This is a genomic window from Neorhizobium huautlense, from assembly GCF_002968575.1.
GTDB lineage: Bacteria > Pseudomonadota > Alphaproteobacteria > Rhizobiales > Rhizobiaceae > Neorhizobium > Neorhizobium huautlense.
Map to the genome: position 1 here is coordinate 1 of NZ_PVBM01000028.1, position 12,410 is coordinate 12,410.

The 12,410-nt window shown below is 59.8% G+C and carries 11 protein-coding genes; 5 read left to right on the plus strand and 6 right to left on the minus strand.

All coding sequences use genetic code 11. The annotated features are described in order from the left end of the window. Positions 1 to 169: 169 nt before the first annotated feature. Positions 170 to 1,990 (minus strand): translational GTPase TypA, encoded by a 1,821-nt coding sequence (typA, locus tag C5L12_RS23245; protein WP_105374434.1) that lies wholly within the window; start codon positions 1,988 to 1,990, stop codon positions 170 to 172. 126 nt (positions 1,991 to 2,116) lie between these two features. After that, positions 2,117 to 4,207: a M3 family metallopeptidase gene (locus C5L12_RS23250; RefSeq protein ID WP_105374485.1), complete on the minus strand. Its 2,091-nt coding sequence runs from the start codon at positions 4,205 to 4,207 to the stop codon at positions 2,117 to 2,119. A 187-nt stretch (positions 4,208 to 4,394) separates the two neighbouring features. On the opposite strand from C5L12_RS23250, the gene C5L12_RS23255 reads away from it, so the two are divergent. Beyond that, complete coding sequence (locus C5L12_RS23255) at positions 4,395 to 4,817, plus strand: hypothetical protein (RefSeq protein WP_105374435.1); 423 nt, start codon at positions 4,395 to 4,397, stop codon at positions 4,815 to 4,817. Positions 4,818 to 4,829: 12 nt separating this feature from the next. Here the strand turns inward: C5L12_RS23255 and C5L12_RS23260 are convergent, their stop codons facing one another. Further along, positions 4,830 to 5,471 carry a LysE family translocator gene (locus tag C5L12_RS23260; RefSeq protein WP_105374436.1) on the minus strand — a complete coding sequence of 214 codons (642 nt, stop codon included), beginning with the start codon at positions 5,469 to 5,471 and terminating at the stop codon, positions 4,830 to 4,832. A gap of 115 nt (positions 5,472 to 5,586) precedes the next feature. Between C5L12_RS23260 and C5L12_RS23265 the strand changes: the two genes are divergently transcribed. Both C5L12_RS23265 and C5L12_RS23270 read left to right on the plus strand, forming a co-directional pair. After that, complete coding sequence (locus C5L12_RS23265) at positions 5,587 to 6,090, plus strand: MarR family winged helix-turn-helix transcriptional regulator (protein ID WP_425350822.1); 504 nt, start codon at positions 5,587 to 5,589, stop codon at positions 6,088 to 6,090. Position 6,091: 1 nt separating this feature from the next. Further along, positions 6,092 to 7,288, plus strand: coding sequence for a multidrug effflux MFS transporter (locus C5L12_RS23270; RefSeq protein WP_245423003.1), 1,197 nt, complete (start codon positions 6,092 to 6,094; stop codon positions 7,286 to 7,288). A gap of 50 nt (positions 7,289 to 7,338) precedes the next feature. Here the strand turns inward: C5L12_RS23270 and C5L12_RS23275 are convergent, their stop codons facing one another. Next, positions 7,339 to 8,562 (minus strand): argininosuccinate synthase, encoded by a 1,224-nt coding sequence (locus tag C5L12_RS23275; RefSeq protein ID WP_105374437.1) that lies wholly within the window; start codon positions 8,560 to 8,562, stop codon positions 7,339 to 7,341. Between the two features lie 199 nt (positions 8,563 to 8,761). Here C5L12_RS23275 and C5L12_RS23280 point away from each other — a divergent pair, with 199 nt between their 5' ends. After that, positions 8,762 to 9,619, plus strand: a complete 858-nt coding sequence (locus tag C5L12_RS23280; RefSeq protein ID WP_105374438.1) for an SDR family NAD(P)-dependent oxidoreductase — start codon at positions 8,762 to 8,764, stop codon at positions 9,617 to 9,619. Positions 9,620 to 9,685: 66 nt separating this feature from the next. Next, entirely contained in the window at positions 9,686 to 10,327 is a 642-nt protein-coding gene (locus C5L12_RS23285) for a LysE family translocator (RefSeq protein ID WP_105374488.1), read from the plus strand. A gap of 28 nt (positions 10,328 to 10,355) precedes the next feature. On the opposite strand, the gene rlmN is transcribed toward C5L12_RS23285, so the two are convergent. Together rlmN and C5L12_RS23295 are read right to left on the minus strand one after the other, a co-directional pair. Continuing rightward, the gene (gene rlmN, locus C5L12_RS23290) at positions 10,356 to 11,570 is read right to left on the minus strand and encodes a dual-specificity RNA methyltransferase RlmN (RefSeq protein WP_105374489.1); all 1,215 of its coding nucleotides are present in this window, start codon (positions 11,568 to 11,570) and stop codon (positions 10,356 to 10,358) included. Positions 11,571 to 11,809: 239 nt separating this feature from the next. After that, positions 11,810 to 12,313, minus strand: coding sequence for an invasion associated locus B family protein (locus C5L12_RS23295; protein ID WP_105374439.1), 504 nt, complete (start codon positions 12,311 to 12,313; stop codon positions 11,810 to 11,812). Positions 12,314 to 12,410: the final 97 nt, after the last annotated feature.

Genomic DNA, 12,410 nt, shown 5'->3' on the forward strand with positions numbered 1-12,410 from the left:
CTCAATCCGAGCTGGCAAAAGCGATGCCTGCTCCCGATCCAAACCGAAAATATATCCCATGAAAATGGCCACCCCGATCCCGAGGTGGCCATCTTAACTGATTTGCCAATCGTTTCCACACAGCCTGATCTCTACCGGGGTTTGAAGTCTGCAAAGTGAGGTTAGGAGATCAGCCCGCGAGCTTCGACTTTTCGTAGCGCTTGCGGTCGTTCGGATCGAGAAACATCTTGCGAAGCCGGATGTTCTTCGGCGTCACTTCCATCAGTTCGTCGTCCTGGATCCAGGAAAGCGCACGGTCGAGCGTCATGCGGATCGGCGGCGTAAGCTTCACAGCTTCATCCTTGCCGGCAGCCCGGATGTTGGTGAGCTGCTTGCCCTTGAGCACGTTGACCTCAAGGTCGTTGTCGCGGCTGTGAATGCCGATAATCATGCCCTGGTAGACCTTTTCGCCCGGCTCGATGATCATCGGACCGCGGTCTTCCAGGTTGAACATCGCGTAGGCCACGGCTTCGCCGGCAGCGTTGGCGAGCAGCACGCCGTTGACGCGGCCGCCGATCTGGCCCTTGAAGGGTTGATAATCGTGGAACAGGCGGTTCATGATCGCCGTTCCGCGCGTGTCGGTCAGAAGCTCCGACTGGTAGCCGATCAGGCCGCGCGTCGGTGCATAGAACCGCAGGCGGATACGATTGCCGCCGGACGGGCGCAGTTCGACCATTTCGGCCTTGCGCTCCGACATCTTCTGCACGACGACGCCCGAATGCTCCTCGTCGACGTCGATCACGACTTCTTCGATCGGCTCCATGAGGGTGCCGTTTTCATCCTTGTGCATGACGACGCGCGGACGCGAAACGGCAAGCTCGAAACCTTCACGACGCATGGTCTCGATGAGGACGGCAAGCTGCAATTCGCCGCGCCCGGAAACGTAGAAGGAATCCTTGCCTTCCGCTTCTTCGATCTTCAGCGCAACATTGCCTTCCGCTTCCTTGAAGAGACGGTCGCGGATGACGCGCGACGTAACCTTGTCGCCTTCGGTGCCGGCAAGCGGGCTGTCGTTGACGATGAAGGACATGGTGACGGTCGGCGGATCGATCGGCTGCGCCTTCATGGCTTCCGTGACGGACGGATCGCAGAAGGTATCGGCAACGGTGCCCTTGGAGAGACCGGCGATCGCCACGATGTCGCCCGCATGCGCTTCCTCGATCGGCTGGCGTTCGATGCCGCGGAATGCGAGGATCTTCGAAATACGGCCAGTTTCGATCAGCTTGCCATCCTGGCCAAGCACCTTCACAGCCTGGTTCGGCTTGATCGAGCCCGAGGCGATGCGGCCGGTGATGATGCGGCCAAGGAACGGATTGGCTTCAAGGATCGTACCGATCAGACGGAACGGACCTTCTTCGACGGTCGGCTCCGGAACGTGCTTGAGCACAAGGTCGAGCAACGGCGCGAGGCCCTCGTCCTTCGGGCCTTCCGGATTGACGTTCATCCAGCCGTCGCGGCCGGAACCGTAAAGGATCGGGAAGTCGAGCTGCTCGTCCGTAGCATCGAGATTGGCAAACAGGTCGAAGACTTCATTGATGACTTCCTCGTGGCGGCCGTCCGGACGGTCGATCTTGTTGATCGCGACGATCGGGCGAAGTCCGACCTTCAGCGCCTTGCCGACCACAAATTTGGTCTGCGGCATCGGTCCTTCGGACGAGTCGACGAGAACGATCGCGCCGTCCACCATCGAGAGGATACGTTCCACCTCACCGCCGAAATCGGCGTGGCCGGGAGTGTCGACGATGTTGATGCGCACGCCCTTCCACTCGACCGAGGTCGCCTTGGCAAGGATGGTGATGCCGCGTTCCTTTTCCAGATCGTTCGAGTCCATAACGCGTTCTGCAACGCGCTGGTTGTCGCGGAACGAGCCGGACTGTTTCAGAAGTTCGTCGACAAGGGTCGTTTTCCCATGGTCAACGTGCGCGATAATCGCGATGTTGCGAATTGCCATATGGTGTATCTCTGAGGCTGCGGCGCGGCAAAATGACAAGGCGCGCCAAATTTCGTTGGCGCGCTATTACATGCTTTTTCGCATTTGCGAAAGGGGGCCGCGTCGATGGCAGCTATGCAAAGACGCTCAGGCGTCGCTGCCGGCCAATTCCTCGACCATCGCAAGACCCTTTTTCTTCAGCATGGCCTGCGGGTCGGGAAGCTTGCCGCGAAACGCCTTGTAGGTATCCTCCGGGTCGATCGAGCCGCCCACCGAATAGATATTGTTCTTCAGCTTGCGCGCCATCACCGGGTCGAAGACGTTGCCCGTTTCCTCGAAAGCCGAGAAGGCGTCCGCATCGAGCACTTCCGACCACATGTAGGAATAGTAGCCGGCCGAATAGCCATCGCCTGCAAAGACGTGCTGGAAATGCGGCGTGGCGTGGCGCATGACGATCGAAGCCGGCATGCCAATTTCGTCCAGCACCTGCTTCTGCACCGCCATCGGGTCTTCCACGGCACCACGCGTATGGAAGGCCATGTCGACCAGGGCCGAGGACGTGAACTCGACGGTGGCAAAGCCGGCGTTGAAGGTGCGGGCTGCCAGCACCTTGTCGAGCAGGGCCTTCGGCATCGATTTGCCGGTTTCGTAATGAACGGCATATCTTTCGAGTATTTCGGGCACGGTCAGCCAGTGTTCGTAAAGCTGCGACGGCAGTTCGACAAAATCCCGCGCAACGCCGGTGCCGGAAACGGAGGGATAGGTTACATCCGACAGCATGCCGTGCAACGCATGGCCGAATTCGTGGAAGAGCGTTCTCGCGTCGTCCAGCGACAGCAAGGCCGGCTTGCCTTCCGCAGGTTTGGCGAAGTTGCAGACGTTATAGATGATCGGCAACTCGCCCTGCTTACCGTTTTTCAGCGTCAGCTTGTGCTGCGACTGGAACGAATTCATCCACGCACCGGACCTTTTCGACGCGCGGGCGAAATAGTCACCCAGGAAAAGCGCCTTCAGCGCGCCATCCTTGTCGCGGATCTCGAAGACCCGAACGTCCGGGTGGTAGGCCTCGATACCCTTTACTTCGACGGCCTTGATGCCGAAGAGCCGTTCCGCGACGTCGAAACATGCCTCGATGATCTTTTCGAGCTGGAGATAGGGCTTCAGCTCGGTCTCGGAAAAATCGAACATCCGCTGCCGAAGCTTTTCCGCGTAATGACGCCAGTCCCAGGGCATCACCTCATGGTTCTTGCCTTCTTCGGCAATCAGGCGGCCGAGGCTCGCTTCTTCCTCCAGCGCTTTGGCTCGTGCTTTTTCCCAGACCTGGCGAAGCAGCGTGTTGACGGCATCCGGCGTCTTCGCCATCGTGTTGTCGAGCTTGAGAGCCGCGAAACTGTCGTACCCGAGCAGACTGGCTTTTTCGGCCCTCAACGCCAATGTCTCGCGAACGACGCCGAGATTGTTCGTTTCACCTTCGTTGGCCCCGCGCGCAACCCACGCCTTGAATGCCTGTTCCCGCAGATCGCGGCGCGTCGAAAACGTCAGGAACGGCTCGATGATCGAACGCGACAGGGTCACGGCATAACCGTCAGCCTCCCCCCGCTCGCGGGCCGCTGCCGCCATTGCATCTCGCAACATCTCGGGCAGCCCTTCGAGTTCCGCTTCGTCCGAGAGCTTCAGCGACCAGTTCTTTTCGTCGGCCAGCACGTTCTGGCCGAACTTCGCGCCAAGACCGGCGAGTTTCTCGTTGATGTCCGCCAACCGCTCTTGCTGCGGCTTCGGCAGCTTGGCGCCAGCCCGGACAAACCCTTTCCAATGGCGCTCGAGCACGCGCTCCTGCTCAAGGGTCAAGCCCAGATCCGCGCGCTTTTCCCAAAGCGTGTCGATGCGGGAAAAGAGGGCGGCATTCATGCCGATCTTCGAATAGTGGCGGGAAAGTTTCGGTGCCATTTCCCGTTCGAGCCCCTGAATGGTCTCGTTGGTATGTGCGCCGGCCTTACCCCAGAAAAGCGCCGAAACCCGCGAGAGTTCGTCGCCTGCTGTTTCCAGCGCAACCACGGTATTGGCAAAGCTCGGGGCTTCGGGATTGTTCGCGATGGCCTCGATCTCGCCCTCATGGGCCGAAAGCGCGGCATCGAAGGCCGGGGCGAAATCCTCATCTTTCACCAGATCGAAACGAGGCAGGCCATGATGGCCGTTCCATTCCACCAAAGCAGGGTTCACGGGAGGATTTGAAGACATGCGCATATCCTTCGAAAGATGGGTCGCCATTCATATAGGAGAAGGTTGCCGTATTGGGTATCCGCTGCGGCGTTTTTGACTTTCGACAAAAAATCACACCCCATAATTAACGTATATTAACTATTTGACGCGGTGCAGCACCCACAGGTACCCTCTTTTCCAGTATCCGGTGACTCGGGATATAGCCATGGAAATCAGTTCCTTGCGCTGGTCTACCCATTTCCTTCAAAGGGAGAATTCTCGAAACGCCAAGATCGAGAAGCCTTCACAGCAGGAAAGCCGGCACGGCCAGATCATCTTTCAGGTGCCCGAAGCGGGTGACTTGCCGATCAATTTCTCGGCTATCACCCCACGCGATTTGCGTGCCTTGGCCCTGGAGAACTACCAGGCCGGCAAGATCGACCAAGATACCTATATCACGCTTTCCGAGGAGCTTCCGACGCATGCCGTCGATGCCCAGGGGCAAGTTGTCGATCTGTCGCAAGTTACCGACGAGACAGGATTCGACTTCCACGATTTTTACCGAAACCAGCTCGAGATCGCGATATCGCTTGGGGATGCGCACCGCGCCGACGTCCTGCGCTCCGTCATGGCCTTCCTCGAAATCTGAAGGCCGACAGCCTTACGCCCGGCGAACGCCGAAAAGATTTGGCGCCGAGTGCCAAAGTGCCTGCAGTGCAAATCCGATGAACAGCAGCCCGGAAAGCCGCACGATCGCCCTTTCATGCCTGCGGTAGAAGCGCCGCACGAAACCTGCACCGATAATAGCAATCAGCACGAGGTCTGCGGTCAGGAACCCGACAAGGGAGACGGCCAGCAGGATCGGCAGCCCCGCGAAATCCAGCGCGTCGGACGAGCCGGCAAGCAGTGCCGTGAAGGTCGCCAGAGCCACTGGATACCCCTTGGGATTGGTCAGCCCGAAGATCAGGCCACGCCTCAAGGGGCGCTCGACAGCCATTAAAGCGCCGCCATCTTCTTTCGGCTTTGCCCGCAATGCACTCCAGCCAATCCAGCCGAGATAGAGGCCGCAAACAACGCCAAGGATGTCGAAGACGGTCGTGCCAACAGTCTTTGCTCCAATGATAGCCACCAGCGCCAGGGCGGACCAAAGGATATCTCCCGCCAGATGCCCTCCCATGAAAAAGGCGCCCGCCTGACGTCCCTGCCCGGCGCCGATGCCGAGAAGCGCCAGGAACGCGGGACCTGGAATGAGTGTGTAGGCCAGAGCCGCAAGAAACGCGCCGGCAAGCAGCGAAGAGGACATGGCAGGCTCCAGTGAAAAGGCAGTACCCAGTGTTGCTGCGCCCTTTGTCGCTGTCAATGCGAGCGGACACGGGTTTTTCATTTGCCTTCCTTCCAAAAGATAGTAAGGGGGCCTTATGAAATTCTCCGATGCAATTGCGGAGGCTGGCCCTGAGATGGATCCCTTGGGTTTTCTGATCGTCGACAGCGCCCGCCTTCTCCGAGCAGCCTTCGAGCGTCGCATCGCCGAGGCGGGTCTTGGTCTCACACCCGGCGAGGCACGGGCTCTCATGAGCATCGCTGCCGCCGATGGCAGCCGGCAGCTCGACATCGCAAGCCGCATGGGTATCGAGCCGATGACGGTCTGCTCCTATCTCGATAAACTGCAGGAGCGCGGCCTCATCGAAAGGCAGCAGTGCTCCTCTGATCGCCGGGCGAAACGGATAAACCTGACACCTGCCTCCGATGAGATGATTTGCGCGATCCGCAAGGAGCTCAATATCATTCTGGCGCAGGCAACCGACGGCCTGAACAGTGAGGAGAATCGCATCTTGCGGGACACCCTGGCCGTCTTCAATGTCAGGCTTCAGGCAATCAATCTTTCCCAGGCGCCGCAGTTTTCGTCCGATGAAAGCCGGTAACATGCCCCCCATGCCAGCGCTTATGAGCGAGCGCCGCACGACTGTGATCGGCGCCCTGCTGACGGCAATCGGGCCGATCTCCATGGCGATCTATACACCTGCCATGCCGGAGCTGGTGCGGGCGTTCGACACCACCGAAGCCGCCATCAAGATGTCGCTGTCGCTCTATTTCGCAGGCTTTGCGCTGGCGCAGCTTGTCGCCGGCCCGGTATCGGATGCGTTCGGCCGCAAATCCGCCGCGCTCAGCTTCCTGGCCATCTATCTCGGCGGTTCATTGCTTGCCGTCTTTGCTCCGACGGTCGAATGGATTCTCGCGGGCCGCCTGATCCAGGGCATTGGAGCCTCGGTTGGCATCACGGTCTCGCGCGCCATCGTTCGCGACCAGTTCACTGGCGCGGAAGCAGCGCGCATCATGAACACGATGGGCATCATTCTGGCTATAGGTCCCGCCGCCGGGCCGACCATCGGCGGCCTCACGCTCGCTGCCTTCGGCTGGAAATCCGTTTTCCTGCTGATGGTCGGCTTCGGTGCAATCCTCGTCTTTCTTTCAACCGTCTATCTGAAAGAGACGACGGTCCCTGACCGCAGCAGGCTTCGACCGCTCCGGCTGCTTGGCGCCTATTGCGAAATCGCCGTGCAGGTAAGATTTCTTTTTGCTGCGATCGTCCTGGCAGGTTGTATAGGCGCGCTCTATGCGCAGGCGACTGCCCTGCCTTTCATCCTGATTGATGACGTGGGGCTCACCCCTACCCAATACGGGATGAGCATGCTGATGCAGTCAGGGTTCTATCTGATCGGATCGTTGTGTCTGCGCTTGACGTCGAAATGGCTTCCCGGCCGCAAGGCACCGGTTTTCGGGCTCGTCTTCAGCGGCAGCGGCGGCGTCATTATGGCGCTGTCCGTTTATTTCCTGCCACCTTCTTTTCTTTCGGTCATGGGGCCGGTGGCGATCTGCACTTTCGGCACCGCCTTCATCAGCCCGTACATTACGACCGCGGGCCTTGCCCCGTTCCCGCATATCGCCGGTTCTGCATCCGCGCTGATGGGTTTCATCCAGATGGGGGCCGGGTTTGTCGGAGGCGTTCTCATCGCATGGATCGGTGCGCCCTTGGCAGCGTTTGGCAGCGTCATCCCGGCCATGCACATCATCGCGGTGCTCGGTTATCTGGGCTTCCTTGTCGCCAGCCGAAACGAATAAAGCCCGCCTCTGGGAGGCGGGCTGGTTTCGATGAACTGCTTGTACGGCTCCTACTTGCGCAGGTTGCGTTTCGCGAGTGTTCTGAGGCGTAGCGCATTGAGCTTGATGAAGCCCGCCGCATCCTTCTGGTCGTAGGCGCCCTGGTCGTCCTCGAAGGTCACCAACTGGTCGGAATAGAGCGATTTCTCGCTCTCGCGGCCGATGACCATGACATTGCCCTTGTAGAGCTTCAGTGTCACTTCGCCTTCGACATGCTCCTGGCTCTTGTCGATCAGGGCCTGCAGCATCTCCCGCTCCGGCGAGAACCAGAAGCCGTAGTAGATAAGCTCTGCGTAACGCGGCATCAGCTCGTCCTTGAGGTGTGCCGCGCCGCGGTCTAGCGTGATCGATTCCATCGCGCGGTGAGCCGCAAGCAGGATCGTACCGCCGGGTGTTTCGTAGACGCCTCGCGACTTCATGCCGACAAAGCGGTTCTCGACGAGGTCGAGACGGCCGATGCCGTTGTCCCGGCCGTAGCTGTTGAGGGTCGCCAAGAGCGTTGCGGGAGACATCTCGACACCGTTGATCGAGACCGCGTCGCCGCGCTTGAAGCCGACCTTGATGACGGTCGCCTTGTCCGGCGCCGCTTCCGGGGAAATCGTACGCATATGCACGTATTCGGGCGCTTCCTGGGCCGGATCCTCCAGAACCTTGCCTTCAGAAGACGAGTGCAGAAGGTTCGCGTCGACGGAGAACGGCGCTTCGCCCTTCTTGTCCTTGGCGACGGGAATCTGGTTCTTCTCGGCGAATTCGAGAAGGTCCGTGCGGCTCTTGAAGGCCCAGTCGCGCCAAGGCGCGATCACCTTGATATCCGGGTTCAGCGCATAGGCCGAGAGTTCGAAACGGACCTGGTCGTTACCCTTGCCGGTGGCGCCATGGGCGATCGCATCGGCGCCGGTCTTCTTGGCGATCTCGATCAGATGCTTGGAGATCAGCGGACGGGCGATCGAAGTGCCGAGCAGGTAGACGCCCTCATAGACGGCGTTGGCACGGAACATCGGGAAGACGAAGTCGCGAACGAATTCTTCCCGGACGTCCTCGATATAGATCTCCTTGATGCCCAGCATCTCGGCCTTCTTGCGGGCCGGCTCCAGTTCCTCGCCCTGGCCGAGGTCGGCGGTGAACGTCACCACTTCGGCGCCGAGTTCGGTCTGCAGCCATTTCAGGATGATCGAGGTGTCGAGACCGCCGGAATAGGCGAGAACGACTTTCTTAACGTCTTTCGGAAGTGCCATGTCGATTTCAGGTCCGTCTGCGGGTGGCGGCGGTTTTCGGAAAACCGCCGGGTCGGGAATTGCGGCACTTTTAGCGAGTTTCTTGGGGCACGCAAGAAAAACCGGGCAATCATAACGATGGTGTCATGTTGACGCGCTTTGCTGCGGGCTCCATATCCGGCCGGACCTTTGAACAGCAGCGCCATAGAGGAGATCTGCAATGACCATCACTCATCCCGCTCTGAAAAAGGATAATGTCGCTGTCGTCACCGGAGCCGCATCCGGCATCGGTCTGGCTGCCGCCAAAGAGTTTGCCCGCATGGGTCTCTCCGTCGTGCTTGCAGATCTGGAAGGAGACAAACTGGCGGAGGCCTGCCGCGAGGTGGCCGCCCTCGCCGAGGATGGCGAAACCGATGTCGCAGCAATCGGCACCGACGTCTCGAAACCGGCGGAGATCGAGGCTCTGGAACGGGCAGTCCTGCAACGCTTCGGCCGCGTGCATGTGCTGATGAACAATGCCGGAATCAGCCCCGGAAGCACGATATTCGGGCCACAGGCAAACTGGGACAGCATTTTCGCCGTCAACCTGCTCGGGGTGATCCACGGCACGCGGACATTCGGTCCGGCCATGATCGCCCATGGCGAATCGTCGCTCATTATCAACACCGGCTCGAAGCAGGGTATTACCACGCCGCCGGGCAACCCTGCCTACAATGTCGCCAAGGCCGGCGTCAAAGCCTTCACCGAAGCGCTCCAGCACGAATTGCGCAACACGCCCAACTGCAAGCTCTCGGCGCATCTGCTGATCCCCGGCTTCGTGTTTACCGGCCTGACGAAAGGCGACCGCACCGAAAAACCCGACGGCGCCTGGACGCCGGAACAAACGGTGGAGTTCATGCTGACGAGCCTGGAGCGCGGCGATTTCTACATCCTCTGCCCGGACAATGACGTCGACCGGGCCACCGATGAGCGACGCATGGCCTGGGCGGTCGGTGACATCATCGAAAACCGTCCTCCGCTCTCGCGCTGGCATCCGGATTTCGCCGACGCCGCGAAAGATTTCATCTCCAGACCTTGATTGATTTGGCATCGCCTCGAAAGCCGGATAAATGGGAACTCCCTCTGTCCGGCTATCGAGCGCATCATGGATTTTCTACCGAGCATCGCAACTCTTCTCGCCTTCACCGCTGCGGGTCTCCTGCTCGCCTTGACGCCCGGCCCGGACATGACGCTGTCTATCAGCCGCGCGCTGGCGCAGGGACGGCGGCCGGCGCTCTTCGTCGTGTTCGGTACCAGCCTCGGCGTCGTCTGCCACACCCTGCTGGTCGCCTTCGGCATCTCGGCGCTGATTACCGCCTCGCCCACCGCGTTCTTCATTCTCAAGACAGGCGGGGCTGCCTACCTGCTCTGGTTGGCGATCCAGGCGATCCGCTTCGGCTCCAATTTTAAGGTGGACAAGGTGGAGCAGACGGTGAGCAGCCCGCTTGCCAATATCTCCACCGGGTTCTGGGTCAATATCCTCAATCCCAAGGTCATCATCTTCTTCATGACCTTCCTGCCGCAGTTCGTCACCGCGGGTGATCCGCACGTCACCGGCAAGCTGATCTTCTTTGGCTTCTATTTCATCGTCATCGGTATGCCGGTGAACCTGATCGTGGTCTTGGCCGCCGACTGGCTTTCGGGCTGGCTGCAGGCCAACCCCAAGGTGCTGCGCGGCATCGACTATACCTTCGCCGGGGTCTTTTCGATCTTCGCGGCAAAAATCTTTTTTACCCAAGCCAGATAGAGAAAAGGCCGGTCGAACCGGCCTTTTTTCAGTCGTCCTCGCCGTGGCCGGCGATCATCATCGCCTCGAAGGCCAGCCGCTCGGTCTTGCGCATCCGCTCCGATTCCGACTTCAACTGGCCGCAGGCGGCGAGGATATCTCGGCCGCGCGGCGTGCGGATCGGCGAGGCGTAACCCGCCTGGTTGATAAAATCGGCAAATTTCTCGATCTGGGCCCAATCGGAACATTGGTAGTTCGTCCCGGGCCAGGGATTGAACGGGATCAGGTTAATCTTGGCAGGAATGCCCTTCAGGAGCTGCACCAGCAGCTTGGCGTCCTCAAGGCTGTCGTTGACGTCCTTCAACATCACATATTCGAAGGTGATGCGGCGGGCGTTCGACAGGCTCGGATATTTACGGCAGGCTTCCAGGAGTTCCTTTAGCGGATACTTCTTGTTGATCGGCACCAGCATGTCGCGCAGTTCGTCACGCACCGCATGCAGCGAGATCGCCAGCATGACGCCGATCTCTTCGCCCGTCCGGTAGATTTCCGGAACGACGCCGGAGGTCGATAGCGTGACGCGCCGTTTCGACAGTGACAGGCCGTCCCCGTCGGTCGCAATCAGCAATGCGGTCTTGACGCTCTCGAAATTATAAAGCGGCTCGCCCATACCCATCATGACGATATTGGTGATCTTGCGCTCGCCGGTCGGCACGAAGGCGCCGGGCGGCGTGTCCGTACCCGGGAAATCCCCGAGACGGTCCCGCGCCAGCAGCAGCTGGGCCAATATCTCTTCTGCCGTCAGGTTGCGCACCAGCCGCTGTGTGCCGGTATGGCAGAATGAACAGGTAAGCGAACAGCCGACCTGGCTCGAAATGCAGAGCGTCCCGCGGCCTTCCTCCGGTATATAGACCGTCTCGACCTCCACCGGACGACCGGCGCCGCGCGGGGGAAACCGCAGCAGCCATTTGCGGGTGCCGTCGCTTGAGATCTGCTCCTCGACGATCTCGGGGCGGGAGATGGTGAAATGCGTCTTCAGCATCTCCCGCATGTCCTTCGCCACATTGGTCATGGCGTCGAAATCGGAAACGCCGCGGATATAGAGCCAATGCCAGAGCTGGCTGACGCGCATGCGCACCTGCTTTTCCGGCACGCCCTTTTCCTTCAGCGCATCCGCCATCATCTCGCGCGTCAGCCCGATCAGGGAGGGCTTACCGGACATCAGGTCCGGACGCGCCACGAGCGGCGTCTTGAGGGGGGCCATAATGGCCTCGGATACCGACATTCTCTTATCCCATCGAACACATGGCCTTGCCCCCGGTTCTGAAGCGGAGCGGCGAGCGCATGTCTGTATGTGAAACCAATCTCGGTCATAGGGGCGCTTTGGCGCCTGACCTTCGTTGTCAGGGCCTTTATCATTAAATTGCCGCCGCGTCCATTCTTGCTGAAACGCGAAAGGCCGGCGAGAGGCCGGCCCTTCTTCAACCATCAGTGCAACAGAGCTTACTTGCAGGCTTCGATCTGCTTCAGCGCAGCGGAAATGCCCGAGAGCGAATAGGCGTAGGAGGTCTTGGTACCGCGGCCAGAGACCGCGCGGACGCTCATGTTCTGACCGGTCTTCATGGCTGCGACCAGCGCCGGCTCTTCGGCAGCATTCTCCACCCAGGCGGCCTTGTCCTTGGTGAACATCACGAAGTTCTTGTTGTCGATCGTGACGGTGACCTTGGAATTCGACTGCAACGGATAGCCCACCATCACCTGCGGCTCGTAGGAGATGTTCTGGCCCGGGCGCTGCGTCACGATGAAGAAGATATCGCCGTGGTCGACGCTTGCCGGCTCCTTGGCGGTCGGAACCGACAGTACATAGCAGACGGTACTATTGCCCGACTTATAGGAATAAGCACCCCACGCCTTGAATTGCTGGATGCGCGTTGGGGTTTGAGCGAAAACGACGCCGGCGCTCGCCAGCGTGAGTGCCAGTGCGGTTGCGATTGTTTTTACAGACATGGTCTCCTGCCGGTTTTGTCTTCTTGCAACGGCCCGAGCGGGCAAGCCTTTGCCAGGCATGATCCTGATTCGGTTCATTTTGACTTAATCCTGGTTA